Consider the following 20,131-nt stretch of genomic DNA (forward strand, 5'->3'; position numbering starts at 1 on the left):
TTGCTGCACCGGTGTATGAGGTCCCGCCGGTTCCGCCACCGCCTCCTCCGGCACCGCCACCGCCGCCGCCACCGGCTCCGGTTGCTGCGCCAGCGGTTGAAACGCCGCCTCCGCCTCCACCAGAGCGGGTCGATTCAACGACACTCAGTGTTGAGTAGGCCTGCACCCTTCCCCGGCGCAGATTGCGGCGCTATGCTGTGGCCGGGGCCGCTGGATGAGCAAAGGAGAGCTGTGATGAATTGGATCCGCAACGCCGCGGGCATGGCCGCGCTGGCGCTTTTGACGGCCGCGATGGCCACCGCACCGGCCGATGCCAAAGGCAAGCGCAAGGCCAGGCCCGCTGCCGTCCAAACCGCAGCGCCCAGCCCTGTGCCAACAGAAGAAAGCAGCGAAGCGGCCCGGGCCCGGCTTAACGCCGAACAAGCCGCCGCCGCGCAAAAGCAAGCCGCCGAAAACGCCGCCGCCCAGGCCGCCTACGATCAGTCAATCCGCGACAACGCCGCAAAAGTTGCTCGCGAAAAAGCCGAATACGATGCCGCCATGGCCCAATGGCGCGCCGATACAGCGGCCTGCAAAGCTGGTGACACCAGCAAGTGCGGCAAGCCGAAATAGGTTTTTGTCGCTGATTTAGTTTGGTTTTGATCGATAGGCCGCCTGTTCCGCAAGGGACGGGCGGTTTTCTTTGGGGGGCGTGACGGATGTCACGGCGGGGGAAGCGGATGAACTCCATGAAGGCGGTGGTACTTTTGGAGTGACACCATGACTGAGATACTTCTACGCCGCGACAAGTCCGGGAAAAGCAGTATCGGGACGCGATTCTACGGCCCTGCCATCGATGCGCAGGGAATCGAGATCAACATCGTCCTTTTTCCTGAATTCGTCGACGCAAAGATCCGTGAAGTTCAAGATTCCGGTCAAGTAATCTCTGTCACTCGGCAGGTTGCCAGGGTCCAATTGGTCCCCGGCGCCACCTATTTGCTTAGCTGGCGTATGTTGGGCGATCAAGATGCAAGCGTCGAATACCTCTTAGGGCAGTACGACGCGCACGGCAGCGTCACCTTTTCTTCCAAATTCAAAGACAAAATTCCTGCTCCGGGCCCAAATCCCGGCAGCTCAAAGCAAGAACAGTCCGGCCTTCTCTGGCACAACTTCGGCCAAATCCAAGGATAACGACATGACTTTTCCCAACTTCAATCGCCCCTTGCTGGCGGCAATCACTATCGGTCTTGTCGCCTCGGCCACCCCCGCTCTCGGGCAAGTCCTGCCGCTCACAGCCGATCAGGCAGAAGATCTTAGCGTCAAACAGGATCGCGGATTGGATAGCCAAAGTTCGACCAGCGATGGGGGGCGACTACAAAGTTCGGCGAGGTTTCTGGCGAGTACCGACGATACGTCCGCGCAATTGACGCTGTCATTTCACTTGGAATCAGCTCGAGACGCCAACGGAGGAACGGCAATTGCCGGACAGCCGGAATTTTCCAATACCGACCTTTCGCTGACATTCTCGGCGCCAATGTCAAAGAAGACAAAGCGTGCGCAATTCATCACGGTTGATGGTTTGCCTTCGCAATATTCGCTTGGTTTCAAGATCGATCACAGCCTCATAAATCTGGCTGGCGGAGAGTGGGCCGATGCCAGAGCTAGCGAATTGCTCACCAAGGCAAAGACGGCCTGCCGCACCGCCAGTTCTACACAGGCATTGACCGCCGATGCACGCGAATCGAAGTGCGCAGGCCTGACCGGGCAGCCCGCGCGCGCCTTCCTGGAGGGTTCAGAACTGGTGGAATTGGACGGTCTTCTCAATAGCCCCTACGATCAGATCAAAAAACGGTCATACACCCTGATCGGAGTGTCCGGCTCCATAGGTGTCCAGAAGTTTGACTATTTCGACACTTCAACTCTCGCATCCCAGAGCCAGACCAAATCCTCATTTTCTGGAGGAATATCGGTTACTTACCTTCCTCACCTTGACTCGGCCACGGTCTTCATTCTCTCATTTCAGGCAAAGCGCGACTATTCGGAGGCGGATATCGAGACTTACTGCCCCACAAGCACCACGCTGCCAGCGGTCAAATGCACTACCGGCGTGTTTGCCCCTCCACAGGAAGAGCTCGACTACAAGGTCTCAGGCAAGATTCGCATCAGCCCGACAAGCCATGGCGACCTTCTTCCGATCGGCATTGAAATTGCAGGAGCTTACGACTTCCATGATCGGTCGTGGGGTGTCGAAGTCCCGATCTATTTGATCCCGTCCAAAGATGGAAAATTGATCGGCGGATTGCGGGCGGCATATGACTCCAAGAAGGGCGATTTCCAGTTTGGAATCTTCGTGGGCACGCCATTTACTTTCCTTGGCGGCTAGCCATCCACCAACACCCCACGCCCATCGGCGAACGGCATTGACTAAACCGCCCCTGCGCGCGAGGCAGATTGCACTGTTTTGCGCGCGGGGGCGGGCTGGTTTTGCTTAGCTCCTGCGCAGATTTGCTGAGGGAGTTTGCCTGATGAAAAGCCGTTTTCTTGTTGCCAGTGCTGCGCTTGCACTGCTGGCCGCGCCGTTTGCTGGCAGCCAGCTGGCCGCGCAGGCTGTTGCTGCTGCCAAGGCCCAGATCGGCACCTGGGGGGTTGATCTGACCGGCGGTGACAGCGCGATCAAGCCAGGCGACGATTTCTTCGACTACGCCGGCGGCAAATGGTTCGCCGCAACCACGATCCCCGATGATCGCACCTCGGTTGGCGCATTTTCCGATCTGCGTGAACGCACCCAGGATCAGGGCAAATCGCTGATCACCGATGCCCCGGCTGGCAGCAAGTATGGCGCGCTTTATGCCAGTTACATGAACGAAGATCAGGTTGAAAAGGTTGGCCTGGCCCCGCTGGTGGCCGATCTGGCCAAGCTGAAAGCAATCAAGACCAAAAGCCAGTTTGCCCGCCTGATGGGCGATACCAGTGGCAAGTTCGGCAGCTCGGTGGTTGATTTCGGGGTGGGGCCCGATACCGCCAATCCGAATATCAATATCCTCTATGTGGGCCAATCGGGCCTGGGCCTGCCCGATCGCAAATATTATCTTGAGGACAGTTTCAAGAAGCAGCGCGAAGCCTATCGCGCCTATATCGAACGGACGATGAAGGCGATCGGCTATGCTGATCCAGCCGCCGCCGCCACCACGATCATCAATTTTGAAACCAACCTGGCAATCAAGAGCTGGGATGCCGATGCCCGCCGCGATATCGACAAGGTCAACAACCCGATGAGCACGGCCCAGTTGGCCGCCTATGCCCCTGGGATTGATTGGAAGGCCTATTGGCAAGGTGCCCGGATCCCGGTGCAAAAGCGGATGATCGTGGGTGAAAACACCGCCGTAAAGGGCATCGCTGCGATCTTCGCCGAAACCCCGCTGGAAACGCTGAAGCTGTGGCAGGCGTTCCATATCTCCAGCCAGGCTTCAGGCTTCCTGACCAAGGCGATGGTCGATAGCCAGTTTGAATATACCAAGCAGCTTTCGGGCGTCACCCAGATGCGGCCGCGCTGGAAGCGGGCGCTGGGCATGGTTGATGGTTCACTGGGCGAGCTGGTCGGGCAGGACTATGTCGCCCGCTTCTTCCCCGCCAATTCCAAGGCCAAGATGGAAGTGCTGGTCGGCAATCTCAAAATCGCGATGGCCGGGCGGATCAAGGGCAACGCCTGGATGGCCGAAGCCACCAAGTCTGCCGCGCTTGAAAAGCTGTCCAAGATGGATGTGATGGTGGGCTATCCCGATAAGTGGCGCGATTACGCCGGGCTCAAGGTTGATCCGAACGATCTTTACGGCAATGCAAAGCGCGCCGGCGCGTTCAATGCTGCCTACGCCATGAGCTTTCTGGGCAAGCCGGTTGACCGCAAGCTGTGGGGGATGAACCCGCAAACGGTGAACGCCTATAATGGCGGGCTGGAAAACAAGATCGTGTTCCCGGCCGGCATCCTGCAGGCCCCGTTCTTTGATGCCAATGCCGATGATGCTGCCAACTATGGCGCGATCGGCGCGGTTATCGGGCACGAAATCAGCCATGGTTTCGATGATCAGGGCCGCAAGATCGATTCCACCGGCGCAGTTCGCGATTGGTGGACCCCCGAAGACAGCAAGCGGTTTGAACAGCAGGCTGAACTGTTCGGATCGCAATATGCCAAGTTTGAAGTTGTGCCGGGCATGTTCGTCAATCCAAAGCTGACCATGGGCGAAAACATCGCCGATCTGGCCGGTGTGGCGGTGGCGCTGGATGCCTATCACGCATCGCTGGGCGGCAAGGAAGCCCCGGTGATCGACGGGCTGACCGGCGATCAGCGCTTCTTCCTGGCCTATGCCCAGGTCTGGCGGATCAAGATGCGTGATGATGCACTGAAGAACCAGGTAACCACCGATCCGCACAGCCCGGGCCGGTTCCGCACCTATGGTCCGCTGCGCAACATCGATGGCTGGTACGCCGCCTTCAACGTGCAGCCGGGCCAGAAACTTTACATCGCACCCGAACAACGCGCGCGGCTCTGGTAAGCATCGCGTTCAGCCATTACTCAGGGGGCAGCGGCAACGCTGCCCCCGATTGTTTTCAAGGAGTCGTCCCCCATGCGTAACACCGTTATGGTTTCGCTGACCGCGCTGGCGCTGGCCGGCTGCGCCGCATCTGCCGCCAAGGTTGAAGAAATGCCCGCAGCTGAAACCGTTGCCCCCGCGCCAGTCCCCTATGCGCCGGTCATTCCGGTGGGCACCGGGATTTTCGCCCAGCCATCCACCCTGCCGTTCCAGGCCCCCGATTTCAGCAAGATCCGTGAAAGCGATTACGAGCCTGCAATCGAGCAAGGCATCGCCATCCAGCTGGCCGAAACAGAGGCAATCGCCAACAACCCGGCTGCGCCGACGTTTGAAAACACCATGGTTGCGCTGGAAAATTCGGGCGCGATGCTGACCCGCGTGATCTATGTGTTCAGCGCGCTGACATCGGCCAACACCAACGACAATCTTGACGGGATCGATACCCGCACCGGCCCCAAAATCACCGCGATGAACGATGCGTTCACACTTAACCCCAAACTTTTTGCACGCGTCAAGGCGCTGTATGACAGCCGCGCCAGCCTGAACCTGGCCCCCGATCAGCTGCAACTGTTGACCATTCAATACGAAGATATGGCGCGCAACGGGGCCAATCTTGATGGCGCAGCCAAGGCCCGGCTGGTTGAAATCAACGGCCAGATTTCCAGCCTGCAAACCGAATTCGGCCAGAAGCTGACCAAGGGCACCAAGGACGGCGCGCTGGTTGTGAAAAGCAAGGCGGCGCTGGCCGGGCTTGATGCAGCGGCAATCGCGGCCGCGGAAAAGGCCGCAGCCGATCGCGGATTGCCCAAGGGTAGCTATGTACTGTCATTGCAGAACACCACCCAGCAGCCGTTGTTGCCTTCGTTGACCAACCGCGCGACGCGCCAGGCCTTGTTCGAAAAGAGCTGGAACCGCAGCGAACGTGGCGATGCCAATGATACCCGCAGCATCATCCTGCAACTGGCCGCGCTGCGCGCTGAAAAGGCCAAGCTTCTGGGTTTTGACAGCTTTGGTGCCTATGCCCTGTCAGATCAGATGGCCAAGACTCCCGAAGCCGCGCTGGGCCTGCTTGAAGGCTTCATCCCGGCGCTGGGTGCCGCACAAAAGCGCGATGCGGCTGAAATCAACGCGATGATCAAGGCCGAAGGCGGTCAATTCACCGTCACCCCGGCCGATTGGGATTTCTATGCTGAAAAGCTGCGCCGCAAAAAATATGCGCTCGATCAGAACGCGGTGAAGCCCTATCTTGAGATCACCAATGTGCTCGAAAATGGTGTGTTCTTTGCCGCGGGCGAGCTTTACGGACTGACCTTCAAGAAGCGCACCGATATCCCGGTCTATCACCCGGACGTGACGGTCTACACCGTGTTTGACAAGGACGGCAGCGAACTGGCGCTGTTCTATTTCGATCCGTGGAAGCGCGATAACAAGTCGGGCGGGGCATGGATGTCAAACTTCATCGACCAGAACGGCCTGACCGGGACCAAGCCGGTGATCTTCAACGTCGAAAATTACACCAAGCCCGCCCCCGGCCAGCCCGCGCTGATCACCTGGAGCGATGCCAACACGATGTTCCACGAATTTGGCCACGCGCTCCACGGGATGCTTTCCAACCAGCGCTATCCCTCGATCTCGGGCACCAATACGGCGCGCGATTTCGTGGAATTCCCCAGCCAGTTCATGGAAAACTTCATGACCGAGCCCAAAGTGCTGGCCAACTTTGCCAAGCATTACAAAACCGGCGCAGCGATGCCTGCCAGCCTGATCGCCAAGATCGACAAGGCCAGCAAGTTCAACCAGGGCTATGCGCTGGGCGAAGTGATGACCGCGGCGATGCTGGATATGAAATGGCACGCGGCCCCGGCCGGAACCGATTTCGGCACGGTTGGTGGCTATGAAGGCGCGATCATGGCCGGCATGGCTGCCAAGGGGCTGCAAGTCGATCACGTTCCCAGCCGTTATCGCACCAGCTATTTCCGCCACATCTGGGGCGGCGGTTATGCTTCGGGCTATTATGCCTATAGCTGGACCGAAATGCTCGATCACGATGCCTATGCCTGGTTCACCGAAAACGGCGGGATGACCCGCGCCAACGGCCAGCATATCCGCGATACGATCCTCTCAAAGGGGCACTCGCAGGATTACAGCGTGATGTATCGCAGCTTCGCCGGGCGCAATCCCAGCGTGGAGCCGATGCTGAAAGCCCGCGGTCTGAAATAGGAAAACAAAGGTCCTCCCCATTTTTGGCGACTGCCACAAATGGGGAGGATCGGTTTTAGGACCGCCCGATCAAACCACCAGCGCGCGCGCGCGGTCCTCTCCCAGCCAGCGCGCCTTGACACCCCAGACCCGCGCGATCACTTCAGCCGAAAGCGCCAGCTGCGGCGGGCCATCGGCGGCAATCTGGCCGTTTTCCAGCACCACAACCCGATCAGCATGGTTCATAGCCTGGGCCAGATCGTGCAGCACCAGCGCAACGCCCAGCCCTTGCCCGGCCAACTTGCGAAAGTGCGCCAGCAAAGTCAGCTGGTGGGCCAGATCAAGGTTGGCCAGTGGTTCATCGGCCAGCAGCCAGCATGGCTCCCCAGCCAGAACCCGCGCCAGCATCGCGCGGGCGCGTTCGCCGCCAGACAGGCGCGAAAGCGGCCGCTGGCGGTGTTCGATCAGCTGCATATCAGCCAATGCCCGGTCAATCGCGGCACGATCAGCCGCAGCGCCCGCGTTCCATGGCAAGCGGCCCAGCCCGGCCAGCACTTCAACCGAAAGATCCCAGGCCAGCTCTGATTGCTGGGGCAAATAGCCCAGCCGCTGTGCGCGGTCTGCATGGGCCAGCGAAGCCAGCAGATCACCATCAAGCCGCACCGCCCCGCTGGCAGGCGCCAGGATCCCTGCCAGTGCGGTCAACAGGCTGCTTTTGCCGGCGCCATTCGGGCCGCATATTGCCGTGACTTCTCCTTGCCGCAGGGTCAGCGAAACCCCGCGCAGACGATCGCCTAGTTGCAGGTTTTGTGCGGCGATGGTCATGCCAGTTCCTTGCGCAGGCCGATCAGCAGCGCCATAAAGAACGGCGCGCCAAGCAGCGACAGCGCGATCCCAAGCCGCAGTTCGCTTTGCAGTGGCAGCACCCGGCACAGGCAATCAGCCACCAGCAACAGCAGCGCGCCCGCCAAGGCACTGGGCACGATCAACTGCGATGGCCGCCGGTCGGTATAGCGGCGCAGCAAATGCGGCACGATCAGGCCGACAAAACCAATGATCCCGGCCGCCGCCACGCCTGCGCCCACGGTAAGCCCAACCCCGCCGATCATCAGCCATTGCAGGCGGCGCGGATCGACCCCAAGCGAGCGCGCTGCGCCCTCTCCCAAAGTCATCGCATCCAGCGCCTTTCCAGCGCGCAGCAGCAGCAAAATTCCCGCCATTGTCAGCGGCGCGGCAAACCACACCTCGCGCCATGATCGGTCGCTTAGCGCCCCCATCAGCCAGGTCACGATTTCACTCATCGCAAAGGGGGTTGGCGATAGACTGATCGCAAGGCTCATCAAGGCCCCGGCCAGGCTGGCAATAATCATACCCGCCAGCGTGAACAGCAATGCCGAGCCGGTCCGCCCGGCAATCAGCCCAAGCAGTGCCATCGCCCCAGCCGCGCCAAACAGCGCGAACAGCGGCAGGATCCAGGGCGTGCCGGCCAGGCCTGTCCAAAAGCTGAGCACCGCACCCAGCGCCGCGCCGGGTGCGATCCCGAACAGGCCCGGATCGGCCAGCGGATTGCGCAAATAGCCTTGCATCGCCGCCCCGGCAGCGCCCAGCCCGCCGCCCAGAACCACTGCCAGAACGGCGCGCGGCAGCCGCAGTTCGGTGAGTATAATCAGCGCATTGGGGGAAAGATCTGCAAACGGATCGAGCCACACCCGGCCGGCCAAAAGCGATAGCGGCACGGCCACTGCAATGCCGATCAGCAGAAACAGGTTGGTGCGGTTCACAGCGCGCGCCGCACTTGGGCCAAACGAGCGGCCGTCTTCACAATGCTGGGGCCGCCGCACCACAGCAACACCGGATCAAGCCGCGCCCGCCGGGTATTTTTCAAGCCGGACAGCGCAGGATGGGAAAGCAGCCGATCTTCATCAGAATACGGATTTCCGGCAGCCAAGATCAGGCGCGGCGGATCGGCCAGCATCACTTCCAGCGGCAGCATATCGGCCTGCTGCATTCCGCGCGCGGCGGCAAAATTGATAAAGCCGGTGCGGGCCAGAAGTTCGGTAATCAGGGTTCCCTGGCCTGGCACGATTCCACCCGATTGCCACACCACCGTGGGCACCGGCGGACCCGGCGGCGGCGCAGCGGCTGCCAGCGCCGCATCGATCCGCGCTACCATCGCCTCGCCGCGATCTGGGTGGCCGGCAATGGCGGCCAGCGCAAGCACTTGCGCTTTGCTTTCAGCAACCGTTCCAGCAAGTCCGAAGGCTTCAAACCGATAGCCCAACCGCTGGAGCGCGATCTGCGTGGCGGGCGCGGTAAAGCTTGATCCGACCACCACATCGGGATGCAGCGCCAGCACTTCTTCAACCGTCCCGCTTACGCCCCGGATGGCCTGCGCGCGGGCCAGATCCATCGAGCTGGATGCCGGATCCTGACTATAGGTTGATATGGCCAGCAATTGCTGCGGATCGGCCACTTCGGCCAGGATCGCATCGGTGCAAGGGTTCATGCTGACAATGGTGGGGCTTGCGGCCGCGCTCGGGAATGGGGCGGCGCAAGCGGGGAGCACGAGGGTGAGACCGAGAGCTAGGATCCTCCCCATTTTTGGCGAAGGCCACAAATGGGGAGGTGGCAGCGGCGCAAAGCCGCTGACGGAGGGGTTTGGACGCTCACGTCGATACCCCTCCGTCACGCCTTCGGCGCGCCACCTCCCCATTTGGCTTCGCAAAACGGGAAGGATCTTTAGGTCTGTCACCACTTAAGCCGGACCCCGGCATAGGCCGAGCGGCCATAAGTGCCGTATCCGGACACAGTTTCATACCGTGCATCGGTGACGTTTTCGACCCGCCCGTAAAGTTCGAACCGATCGCCAATCGGCACCGAAGCGCGCAAGGTGATCAGGCCGTAACCATCCAGCGCTGTGAAGTTTCCAGCATCGTCGAACCGATCACCAGCCAGGCGGAAATCGGCCCCCAGCTTTAACCCGGCTGCCGGCGTAGTCCAATCAATCGAAGCGCTGAGCGAATGCCCAGCGCGGCGTGGCAATTGCTTGCCGGTCACCAGATTGGTGGCATCAAGGTAGGTGTAGTTGCCGCTGACGGTGAAATTGCCATCCAGCGAAACCCCGCCTTCCAACTCAATCCCTTGTGCGCGGGCGCGGCCCACATTGAAATAGCCGGTGGGATAAACGTAATCGATCAGGTTGGTCGAACTGCGCCGGAACAGTGTTACGCCAAAATGCCCACCACTGCGATTGCCGTATTCCAGCCCAAGATCATACGCCTCGCTCTGTTCAGGCTGCAACGCAGTGTTGCCGCCATAGCCATAAAGCTGGCTGAGCGACGGAGCCTTGAAGCCCTGTCCCCACGATCCGCGCAGCCGCCAATCATCGCTGAGATTGAAGCTGGCATTGGCGCCAAGTGTGGTGTGGCTACCGAACCGGTCATGATCATCCACGCGTCCGCCCGCAGTCAGGCTCAACCGGTCTCCGTGATAGCCGAGCAAGGCGTGCGCGCCCACCGTGCGGCTGGTCTGGCGCGGATCGAAACTGGTTGAAAACCGCGCCCAATCGCCATCGGCCCCGAAATCAAGCCGGAAAGCGCCGCCAAGCCCGGCCCGCCCTTTAAGATCGGCATGAACCCCGCGGCCGTCGGTTTCAAAATTGGGGGCAGCGCCATAAGTCGGATCGAAATAGGCCCGCTTGGTGCTCGACAAGGCGATGCCTGCGCCCAGATCGAAGCCATCGCTGGAATAGTCCAACGCGGCCCGGCCCGAACCCTGTTTGGTCGTCTGATATTCAGGCGTATCAGAGAATACATCGTAAAACGGCGGCAGATAGCCATCGAAGTGAACTTCGCTATCGGCATAGCGGCCCACCGCGCTTAGCCGCAGACCATCCATCAGGGCAAACGAGCCGCGCCCGCCCAGATGCCACTGGCGGAACGGATCAGCCTCTGCCCCGCCGGCCTTGGCCGAAATGCCATCGGTGTTCAGGTATCCGCCCGAGAGGCCAAGCGAGTAGCCCCGGCCATTGAGCCCGTATCCAGCTTCGGCGCTAACCGTGTTGTTCGCGCCGTATTCTGCGGCGGCGCGCAGACCGGGCCGGTCATCGCTGGTGATGGCCAGCACCCCGCCCATTGCGTCAGATCCCCAGGCCAGGCTGTTCGAACCGCGCAGCAGTTCAATCCGGCCCACGCCGCCGTTCAGCAGCGTACCAAAATCAAACCCGCCCGAAGGCGCGGCCTGATCGTCCACCCGCACGCCATCGATCATCACCAGCAATTGCTGCGAATTGGCCCCGCGCACGAACAGCGCGGTCTGGCTGCCCAAACCGCCGCTGCGTGAGAGTGATACGCCTGGAAAGCGTTCAAGCAGGCGCACCGGATCGGCGCCCTGGATTGATTCGATCTGCAAAACCGTGAGGACCGAGATCGACTGGCCGGTTTCGGCTATCAGCGCGTCATTACCGGTCGCGGTAACGGTCAACGTCTCATCGCTGGTGATATCAGGCAGCCGAGCCATGACCCCAACGATATCGTTGGTCGGATCACCTTCCATCTCATCCTGCGCAACCGCCGGCGTTGCAACAGCCAGCGAAGCTCCAAGCAAAAACAGATATTTCACGCGCAATTCTCCCGTCATGAACAAGCCGTCCATGGCGAAAGCGCCCGCACCATTGCGGGCCTTGCGCTGCATTCCGGTACACCCCGCCCGGCTGCGGAACGACGGCCATGGGCAGGTCTACTGGCTCCCGGATCAATGCTTTGTGCCCGCCTTCCCGGTTGTAACACCAGTGGCATATGGGACACTTCACTCCCCGGTCACAGTTGCGGGGGCAGCGCAGGCGTTGAACCTGCTTCCCTCTTAGGCCCCGCGTTCTTTTCCGCTTGCGCGGAGAATTGGCGAGACAACCTATGACTCGATGAGCGCCTTAGGAGCAGCTGGGCTGATACACAAGTTCCAGCTTTTTCATGCAGCGTAAGCATTTTTTGAGGGCTTCAAGACTAAGACCTTGATCCGTCCCGCTTCGGCACGGCGCTGAAGCCGCGCTGGCGCTGTGCACCCCTTCGGGCTTACGCGCGAAGGCGCGTACCGCGCAGAGCAAGAGAAAGCATGATCCAAAGCCTGACCCTTCCCTTCGAGCCAAGACCGCGCGATTTTGCCGCGCGGTACAGACGCGCGCGGGCAAGTACGGTAGGGCTGCGGGCCAAACGCAAGCACCGCGGCCGCCGCGTGCTGATCCTGCTGGCGGCAGTTGCGGTTCCGGCTTTGGCTGCGCCGCAAGGCTGGGATCGGCTGGGCATCGGCGATGCGGCCGGCAATGGCTTTGCCCTGGATCCGATGCCGTTTGAGCGCCCGGGTGATAGTTTCCCCGGATCCGCCTTCTATTACCTTGCGGCAACCGAAGAGCTTGCAGCTGGCCTCGATCCATCGGGCATCCCCAGCGATGCAGCCGGCGCGCAGCTGGCCGATTTTTCGGGTGGGCCAGTGGCGCGGGCGATGCGGATGGACATTTCTGGCGTTGACCGGACCCGCGCGATCGAATGCCTGACCGCGGCGGTATACTATGAAGCCGCGTCAGAACCCGATCAGGGCCAGCGTTCGGTGGCACAAGTTGTGCTGAACCGGGTGGCCCATCCCAGCTATCCAAACACCGTTTGCGGCGTGGTCTATCAGGGCAGCGAACGCATCACCGGGTGCCAGTTCAGCTTTACCTGCGATGGCGCGCTGGGCCGGCGGCCCAATCCATTCTTCTGGGAGCGCGCCCGGCGCGTCGCCGAATCTGCGCTTTCTGGCTATGTCGAACCTAGTGTGGGCCTTGCGACACACTACCATACGGTGGCGATCCACCCTTATTGGGCACCCAGCCTGAATTACATCACCACCGTGGGCGCACACCGATTCTACCGGTTCAAAGGCCGCGCTGGGGAGGCCGGAACATACCGGTTTGCCTATGCCGCTGGCGAGCCAATGGCCGTGCCGCATGCCCGCAATCCGGCGGCAGACAAATTGCCCGATCCGGTGCTCGATCCGCTCGCCCTGCAACGCTCATACGATGCCGGGCTCAGCCAGGCTCAAACCGGCGCGCAGCCAACGGAACCAGACCAGGCCCCGGCGCGCGCCGCCCCGCCGCCCAACTATGCCCCCGAAGTGCGCCAGCGCGGCGGAGACAAGCAATATTCGGGTGAAAATCTGCCGACCACGCAGGGGGTTAAGCCCGAATACCAGCAATCGGGCCAGTGGATCCAGCAGCCGGGTGGCTAACCCGTTGCGGTTTGCCGTGCGGACCAAATCATCCTTAAATTCCCGGCAACCATAGAGCGACACCAACGCTTAGCGGCGCATCCCTAGAAGGTCCCTAACAGCGCAACGACGCAAAGGGTCGCAATCAGAATGACAGTCCGTTTCGCCACTGCCCGCCCCATCAGCACCCCGGTCCATCTGACCCGCAGCGCCTTGGGACGGATCGCAGCGCGCGCCGCCAATGACAACGCAGACCTTGCCCGGCAGGACCAGGTGGTGCGCGAGGCGCTACGCCACTTCGCCGCCTATGGCTTGAACGCGGCTGAGGACGCAGCAAAACGTGCACGGATCGCGCACGGCCGCGGCGATGCTGCGGATTTGCGCCACTGGCTGCAGATTTGCGCCGCGCTAGACCCGCGCCGCGCCGCTGCGATGCACCGCAAGCTGGCCACGCTGCCGCGCTAGATGGCTTGGCTTATCCCTGGCGCGGAGCGATGAATCCACCTCGCTGAAACCATTATTGCAATTGCGAACTATTATCAGCAAATAGTTGGCGCTACGGCCTTTTACCACCTTGCAATCGCAAAAATAGACGCTTAGGGCCGGTGTTGAACACTGGGCGGCCCCGTTTTGCGCGGGATGGAAGGGCCTCACCCACAGCCAACGATCGATCCCGCTTTACCCAGGCAAAGGACATCCAGGCTCTATGGCTCGCAAGAAGATCGCCCTCATTGGCGCCGGCATGATCGGTGGCACTCTGGCTCACCTCGCCGCGAAGAAGGAACTGGGCGATATCGTCCTGTTCGACATCGCTGAAGGCATTCCCCAGGGCAAGGCGCTGGATCTGGCTCAGTGTGGCCCGGTTGAAGGCTTTGATTGCAACATCAAGGGCACCAATGATTATGCCGATATCGCCGGGGCCGATGTTATCATCGTTACCGCCGGGGTGCCGCGCAAACCCGGGATGAGCCGCGACGATCTGCTGGGCATCAACCTCAGCGTGATGAAGGCCGTGGGCGAAGGTATCAAGAACCACGCACCCGGTGCGTTCGTGATCTGCATCACCAACCCGCTTGATGCGATGGTCTGGGCGCTGCGCGAATTTTCGGGCCTCCCCCACAACAAGGTGGTCGGCATGGCCGGCGTGCTCGATAGTGCCCGCTTTGCCACGTTCCTGGCCTGGGAATTCGGCGTCTCGGTCAAAGACGTCAACGCCTTCGTGCTGGGCGGCCACGGCGATACCATGGTGCCGGTGCTCGAATATTCGACCATCAGCGGCATTCCGGTTACCGATCTGGTCAAGCTGGGCAAGAGCAGCAAGGCCCGGCTTGACGAAATCGTCGCCCGGACCCGCGCCGGCGGCGGTGAAATCGTTGGCTTGCTCAAGACGGGCTCAGCCTATTACGCCCCCGCCACCAGCGCGATCGCAATGGCCGAAGCCTATCTGGGTGACCAGAAGCGGATCATGCCCTGCGCGGTGTATGTCGATGGCAAGTATGGGCTGAACGGGCTTTATGTTGGCGTGCCGGTGATGATCGGCGCAGCCGGCGCCGAAGAAGTGATCGAAATCGCGCTGGATGATGAAGCCCAGGCCAATTTCACGGTATCGGTCGATGCAGTCAAGGAACTGCTGGTGGCCTGCAAGGGCATCGAGCCGAGCCTGGGCTGATGCGCACCGCGCTTGCCTTGCTTGTGCTGATGGCGGGGGCCGCCCCCGCCCTCGCCGCGCCTGAAGGCGCCGGGCAACCGGCAGCGCTGGAAAGCTTGCACAGCGCCTTCAAGGCGATTTGCCTCGATCACCTGAACGATCCCGATGCGCAATTGGCCGCCGCGAAATCGGCGCCCTTTGAAGCGGAGGAATTGCCAACGCGCGAAGATGGCACGATCAGGCTGCACAGCGGCGGTATGGTGATTATCGTCAGGGATCAGCCAAAGCTGATCTATTGCGGGGTTGGCGGCCCGATCGATGGCGCGCTTGATCTTGAAGCGGGACAGGCGTTGCTGGAACCCACCGCGGGCGCACCATCCAAGCAAGATGGCACGCGGCTGTTCTGGGAAAACGGCAAGGTTCATTTTGCCTTTATCGGCAACACGGCCGCCGATGGCCAAGCTTTCGTATTGTTCGCATCTGGACTGGACCGGGACTAGTATCCCCCGGCCAAATGGACAACTTGGGAGAACGCAAGATGCTGCCTATGCAAAACCTGAAGGCCGGAGCCGCTGCCGCAATGCTGGCGCTTTGTGCAATCACCGTCCCCGCACAGGCGCAAGTCCTGCCGACCAGGCCGGTACCGCTGACCGAACTGTTCAGCGCCTGGAAGGCAATCTGCTATGACAACAGGTTTGATACCGATGCCCAGATCCGGATTGCCAAATCCGCGCCGTTCGGCGTGGTTGAGGGGGAACCTGATGAAGATGGAACCCGCGAGTTCAAAGGCGAAGCAATGCTCGTATGGATCTCTGGCGGGGCCAAGAACCATTACTGCGCGGTAGCCGGAAACCTGACCCAGGCCGTCACCACTGCCGATGGCGAAGCGCTGTTGGTGCCGCTGATCGGCAAGCCCAGCGAAACCGAAGGCGAGCGCATGTTCTGGGAGCTGGACAAGCCTGATCACAAGTTCACAGTTGGCTATGGCAGCGGCAATACCAAGGACGGCATTCCCGGCGCCCTGATCGGTTCCGGCGTGGATATGAAATAGGCCGCACGGCTTTGCTGAGGAGACAATCGATGTCCATTTTGCGCACCCTTTCAATTGCGCTGTCCGGTGCAGCCATGCTGGCGCTCGCCCAACCTGCTTTGGCTGAGCAAACCTGGCCGACACCAGAGGAAACCGCCCGCGCGTTCAAGGTTATCTGTCTGGACAATCCCGGCGATCAAAAGACCCAGGCCCGGATCGCAACTTCGGCCCCATGGAGCTTGGTCAAAAGCAAGGATTCTGATGACAAGCGGGTCTATTATGACAAGTTTCCCTGGCAGGTTACGCTGACCAAAACCGAATCCGGTCTGCACATCTGTGCCGTCACCACAGGTGCGCCCGGCGAAACTTCCGATGCCCAGGCCCGCACCGCTGCAATCAAGGTGCTAAGCCCGCGCCCCGCCGACATCGAGAATGAAGAAGGCGGCTTTTCATGGACCTTCAAGAACGGCGGACTGGAATATCTGGTGCTTTATCAGATGCAGACCTTTGAAAACGAGGGCAATCCGCTGACTGTCATCAGCTACGGCCTATCCTGGTAGCTGCAATTTCCCGTTTTATTTATCCATATCATTAACTTAAGGCCATCACGCGATGTCGATCCTGATCAACAAGAATACCAAGGTCATCACCCAAGGGATGACCGGTGCAACCGGCACGTTCCACACCGAACAGGCGCTGGCCTATGGCACGCAGATGGTGGCCGGCGTCACCCCCGGCAAGGGCGGAATCACCCATATCGGCCTGCCGCAGTTTGACAGTGTGGCCGAAGCCAAAGCGGCAACCGGTGCCACCGCTTCGTGCATCTATGTTCCGCCGCCGGGCGCAGCCGATGCGATCCTTGAGGCGATTGATGCCGGGATCGAACTGATCGTGTGCATAACCGAAGGCATCCCTGTGCTTGACATGGTCCGCGTGAAGCGCGCGCTTTCGGGCACCAACAGCCGCTTGATCGGCCCCAACTGCCCCGGCGTGCTGACGCCAAATGAATGCAAGATCGGGATCATGCCCGGCAGCATCTTCAAGGCTGGGAGCGTCGGTGTGGTCAGCCGCTCGGGCACCCTGACTTATGAGGCGGTCTTCCAGACTACCCAGATCGGTCTGGGCCAGACCACGGCTGTCGGGATCGGCGGCGATCCAGTCAACGGGACCAATTTCATCGATATGCTTGAACTGTTCCTGGCCGATGATGCGACCAAATCGATCATCATGATCGGTGAAATCGGCGGCAGCGCTGAAGAAGAAGCCGCCCAGTTCATCGCAGACGAAGCAAGGCGCGGCCGCAAGAAGCCGATGGTTGGCTTCATCGCCGGGCTGACCGCCCCTCCGGGTCGGCGGATGGGCCATGCCGGCGCAATTGTATCGGGCGGACAGGGCGGCGCCGAAGACAAGATCGCAGCAATGGAAGCCGCGGGCATCCGCGTTTCCCCTTCGCCCAGCGAATTGGGCGTCACCCTCGACGCGGTGCTCAAACAGCTCGCCTAGGTAGAATTGCGTGGGGGCGCGCTATGCTGCCCCTAACCATGTTCGGGCCATGCGCTATCCTCCCCGGGAGCGCTTCAAGGCCCAGGTAAAGACGAAGCGGAAAGGGCTGCAACAATGGGCAGCGAGAGCCACGATTTCCTCTCTGAGGAACAGCAACCCGGCCCCAGCTGGGCACGGGGTGATTGGCGCAGCGCCAGCGACGACCTGACAGCAGCGCTTGATCCCACCCAGATGCAGGCGGCGGTCAAGGCGGCTGCCGCCAAGTCTGGTGCGGCGATGGATCCGCGCGCGATTGAGGAAGCGGCCGCGGATTCGATCCGGGCGATGATGCTGGTGCGCACCTACCGGGTGCGTGGGCACCTGGGTGCAGACCTTGATCCGCTGGGCCTTTCGCACCAGAATCTGCCAGCCGATCTTGATCCCGCCTATCACGGATTTTCCGGCGCCGCGCTGGACCGCAAGGTATATCTTGGCGGCACGCTCGGCCTTGAATGGGCCACGGTGCGCGAACTGGTCGATGTGCTGAAGCGCAATTATTGCGGCAGGCTTGGCTATGAATACATGCACATTGCCGATGTCGAGGAGCGCCGCTTTATCCAGGACCGGATCGAAGGCGGTGACAAATCGATCGATTTCACCCCTGAAGGCAAGAAGGCAATCCTTGGCGCGGTGATCCGCGGTGAACAGTACGAAAAATTCCTCGGCCGCAAATATGTCGGCACAAAGCGCTTTGGGCTTGATGGCGGCGAAGCGATGATTCCGGCGCTGGAAGCCGTGATCAAATATGGCGGCAGCCGCGGCGTGAAGGAAATCGTCTACGGGATGGCCCATCGCGGCCGCCTGAACGTGCTCGCCAATGTGATGGCCAAGCCATACCGGGTGATCTTCCACGAATTTTCAGGCGGCACCGCCAATCCTGAGGATGTCGGCGGATCGGGCGATGTGAAATATCACCTTGGTTCTTCCACCGATCGCGAATTCGATGGCACCAAGGTCCACATGAGCCTGATGCCCAACCCAAGCCACCTTGAAACGGTTGATCCGGTGGTGCTGGGCAAAGTGCGCGCATACCAGGCCTTCCGCGACGATATTGGTCCGGGCAAGCACAAGACCGTGCTGCCGGTGCTGATCCACGGCGATGCGGCCTTTGCCGGGCAAGGGATCGTCTGGGAATGCTTCGGCTTTTCAGGCGTACGCGGTTACAATACCGGCGGCTGCATCCACTTTATCATCAACAACCAGATCGGCTTTACCACCAGCCCGCAGTTCAGCCGTGGTTCGCCCTATCCTTCAGACGTCGCCAAAGGCGTCCAGGCACCGATCATCCACGTTAACGGCGATGATCCCGAAGCGGTGACGTTCGCCTGCAAATTGGCCACCGATTACCGCCAGACCTTTGGCCGCGATGTGGTGGTCGATATGTGGTGCTATCGCCGCTTTGGCCACAACGAGGGCGATGAGCCCGGCTTTACCCAGCCACTGATGTACCAGAAAATCCGCGCGCACCCGCCAGTCAGCCGGGTCTTTGCGAACCGGCTCGAAGCCGAAGGTGTGATCGACAAGGATTGGACCGGAGAGAGCGAAATGCGGTTCGTCGCCGCGCTCGAACAGGAATTTGAAGCTTCCAAGAGTTACAAAAGCAACCACGCCGACTGGTTTGGGGGCCGCTGGCAAGGCTTGCACGCGCCCGCAGACCCGGAAACCGCACGGCGCAATGTGCCGACCGGGATTGAGGCCAAGCTGTTTGACAGCCTGGGCCGGACACTGACGACGGTTCCGGCCGATCTTACGATCCACAAGACGCTGGCCCGCGTGCTGGATGCCAAGCGCGAAATGTTCGCCAGCGGCAAGGGTTTCGATTGGGCCACCGCCGAAGCACTGGCCTATGGCAGCCTGGTATCCGAAGGTTTCGGGGTGCGCCTGTCAGGTCAGGATTCGGGGCGCGGCACATTCAGCCAGCGTCATGCGGTGTGGGTCGATCAAACCGACGAGCGCAAATACATTCCGCTGACCACCCTGCCCCACGGCAAGTTTGAAGTGCATGACAGCACGCTAAGCGAATATGGCGTGCTGGGCTTCGAATACGGCTATGCCAGCGCCGATCCCAAATGCCTGGTCTTGTGGGAAGCGCAGTTTGGCGATTTTGCCAATGGCGCGCAGATCGTGATCGATCAGTATATCGCCAGTTCGGAATCCAAATGGCTGCGCGCCAATGGCCTCGTGCTGCTGCTGCCTCATGGCTATGAAGGCCAGGGTCCGGAACACTCCTCTGCGCGGCCCGAACGCTTTTTGCAGCTTTGCGCGCAGGACAATATCCAGGTCTGCAACATCACCAGCCCGGCCAATTATTTCCACGTGTTGCGCCGCCAGATGCACCGGGGCTTCCGCAAACCGCTGGTCATCATGACCCCCAAATCGCTGCTGCGCCACGCGATGGCCAAAAGCGATGGCAGCGAGTTCATCGGTGCCGCCCATTTCAAGCGGATCCTGTCTGATCGCGGCGGCGCCGAGGACAAGGATACAAAGCGTGTGATCCTGTGTTCGGGCAAAGTTGCCTATGATCTGATGGAAGCGCGCGATGCCGCCGGAATTACTGACACCCAAGTAATCCGGCTTGAGCAGCTTTATCCCTTCCCGGGTGAGCCATTGGCGCTGCGTTTTTCGCGCATGCCGGGGCTTGAAGAAGTGGTCTGGTGCCAGGAAGAACCCAAGAACAACGGATCGTGGTTCTTCGTGGAAAGCTTGATCGAGGAAGCCCTGATCGCGGCCAAACTGCCCAAAACCAACGGGGTTACGCGGGCCCGCTATGCCGGCCGCGTGGCCAGTGCTTCGCCGGCCACCGGCCTGGCCAGCCGCCACGCCAGCGAACAGGGCGCGCTGATCAGCCACGCGCTGGGCACATCGATCCGCAATGAAATTCGTCGCCGTAAAAAGGCTTGAGGA

General features: G+C 60.9%; 17 protein-coding genes and 1 riboswitch. Of the genes, 13 read left to right on the forward strand and 4 right to left on the reverse strand.

Annotated features, from left to right (window positions below; translation table 11 throughout):
- The first annotated feature begins 234 nt into the window (after positions 1 to 234).
- The 5 genes from ABL914_RS08445 to ABL914_RS08465 all read left to right on the forward strand — a co-directional run bounded on the left by ABL914_RS08445 (position 235) and on the right by ABL914_RS08465 (position 6,788).
- Positions 235 to 612: a hypothetical protein gene (locus ABL914_RS08445; RefSeq protein WP_391562741.1), complete on the forward strand. Its 378-nt coding sequence runs from the start codon at positions 235 to 237 to the stop codon at positions 610 to 612.
- A 147-nt stretch (positions 613 to 759) separates the two neighbouring features.
- Positions 760 to 1,170 carry a hypothetical protein gene (locus tag ABL914_RS08450; RefSeq protein ID WP_391562742.1) on the forward strand — a complete coding sequence of 137 codons (411 nt, stop codon included), beginning with the start codon at positions 760 to 762 and terminating at the stop codon, positions 1,168 to 1,170.
- 4 nt (positions 1,171 to 1,174) lie between these two features.
- Complete coding sequence (locus ABL914_RS08455; RefSeq protein WP_391562743.1) at positions 1,175 to 2,362, forward strand: hypothetical protein; 1,188 nt, start codon at positions 1,175 to 1,177, stop codon at positions 2,360 to 2,362.
- A gap of 142 nt (positions 2,363 to 2,504) precedes the next feature.
- Positions 2,505 to 4,529: a M13 family metallopeptidase gene (locus tag ABL914_RS08460; RefSeq protein WP_391562744.1), complete on the forward strand. Its 2,025-nt coding sequence runs from the start codon at positions 2,505 to 2,507 to the stop codon at positions 4,527 to 4,529.
- Positions 4,530 to 4,601: 72 nt separating this feature from the next.
- Entirely contained in the window at positions 4,602 to 6,788 is a 2,187-nt protein-coding gene (locus tag ABL914_RS08465) for a M3 family metallopeptidase (protein ID WP_391562745.1), read from the forward strand.
- A gap of 69 nt (positions 6,789 to 6,857) precedes the next feature.
- Here ABL914_RS08465 and ABL914_RS08470 read toward each other — a convergent pair whose 3' ends face one another.
- The 4 genes from ABL914_RS08470 to ABL914_RS08485 all read right to left on the reverse strand — a co-directional run bounded on the left by ABL914_RS08470 (position 6,858) and on the right by ABL914_RS08485 (position 11,459).
- The gene (locus ABL914_RS08470; RefSeq protein ID WP_391562746.1) at positions 6,858 to 7,592 is read right to left on the reverse strand and encodes an ABC transporter ATP-binding protein; all 735 of its coding nucleotides are present in this window, start codon (positions 7,590 to 7,592) and stop codon (positions 6,858 to 6,860) included.
- Positions 7,589 to 8,548, reverse strand: coding sequence for a FecCD family ABC transporter permease (locus ABL914_RS08475; RefSeq protein ID WP_391562747.1), 960 nt, complete (start codon positions 8,546 to 8,548; stop codon positions 7,589 to 7,591). The genes ABL914_RS08470 and ABL914_RS08475 overlap by 4 nt, the downstream gene beginning before the upstream one ends.
- Positions 8,545 to 9,273, reverse strand: coding sequence for an ABC transporter substrate-binding protein (locus ABL914_RS08480; RefSeq protein ID WP_391562748.1), 729 nt, complete (start codon positions 9,271 to 9,273; stop codon positions 8,545 to 8,547). The genes ABL914_RS08475 and ABL914_RS08480 overlap by 4 nt, the downstream gene beginning before the upstream one ends.
- A 242-nt stretch (positions 9,274 to 9,515) precedes the next feature.
- A complete protein-coding gene (locus tag ABL914_RS08485; RefSeq protein WP_391562749.1) occupies positions 9,516 to 11,459 on the reverse strand; it encodes a TonB-dependent receptor plug domain-containing protein in 1,944 nt (647 codons plus the stop codon).
- A 20-nt stretch (positions 11,460 to 11,479) separates the two neighbouring features.
- Positions 11,480 to 11,694, reverse strand: a riboswitch (cobalamin riboswitch).
- Between the two features lie 182 nt (positions 11,695 to 11,876).
- Here ABL914_RS08485 and ABL914_RS08490 point away from each other — a divergent pair.
- From ABL914_RS08490 to ABL914_RS08525, 8 genes are all read left to right on the forward strand, one after another.
- Complete coding sequence (locus ABL914_RS08490; protein WP_391562750.1) at positions 11,877 to 13,028, forward strand: cell wall hydrolase; 1,152 nt, start codon at positions 11,877 to 11,879, stop codon at positions 13,026 to 13,028.
- 129 nt (positions 13,029 to 13,157) lie between these two features.
- Positions 13,158 to 13,472 (forward strand): hypothetical protein, encoded by a 315-nt coding sequence (locus ABL914_RS08495; RefSeq protein ID WP_391562751.1) that lies wholly within the window; start codon positions 13,158 to 13,160, stop codon positions 13,470 to 13,472.
- Positions 13,473 to 13,713: 241 nt separating this feature from the next.
- The gene (gene mdh, locus ABL914_RS08500; protein WP_391562752.1) at positions 13,714 to 14,676 is read left to right on the forward strand and encodes a malate dehydrogenase; all 963 of its coding nucleotides are present in this window, start codon (positions 13,714 to 13,716) and stop codon (positions 14,674 to 14,676) included.
- A 29-nt stretch (positions 14,677 to 14,705) separates the two neighbouring features.
- A complete protein-coding gene (locus ABL914_RS08505) occupies positions 14,706 to 15,155 on the forward strand; it encodes a hypothetical protein (RefSeq protein ID WP_391562753.1) in 450 nt (149 codons plus the stop codon).
- A gap of 38 nt (positions 15,156 to 15,193) precedes the next feature.
- Positions 15,194 to 15,706: a hypothetical protein gene (locus tag ABL914_RS08510; protein WP_391562754.1), complete on the forward strand. Its 513-nt coding sequence runs from the start codon at positions 15,194 to 15,196 to the stop codon at positions 15,704 to 15,706.
- A gap of 29 nt (positions 15,707 to 15,735) precedes the next feature.
- Positions 15,736 to 16,245, forward strand: a complete 510-nt coding sequence (locus ABL914_RS08515) for a hypothetical protein (RefSeq protein ID WP_391562755.1) — start codon at positions 15,736 to 15,738, stop codon at positions 16,243 to 16,245.
- Positions 16,246 to 16,297: 52 nt separating this feature from the next.
- Positions 16,298 to 17,188 carry a succinate--CoA ligase subunit alpha gene (sucD, locus tag ABL914_RS08520; protein WP_391562756.1) on the forward strand — a complete coding sequence of 297 codons (891 nt, stop codon included), beginning with the start codon at positions 16,298 to 16,300 and terminating at the stop codon, positions 17,186 to 17,188.
- A gap of 114 nt (positions 17,189 to 17,302) precedes the next feature.
- A complete protein-coding gene (locus tag ABL914_RS08525) occupies positions 17,303 to 20,128 on the forward strand; it encodes a 2-oxoglutarate dehydrogenase E1 component (protein WP_391562757.1) in 2,826 nt (941 codons plus the stop codon).
- Positions 20,129 to 20,131 lie beyond the last annotated feature (3 nt).

It is taken from the genome of Novosphingobium sp., assembly GCF_040079535.1.
In the GTDB taxonomy this organism is placed as follows: domain Bacteria; phylum Pseudomonadota; class Alphaproteobacteria; order Sphingomonadales; family Sphingomonadaceae; genus Novosphingobium.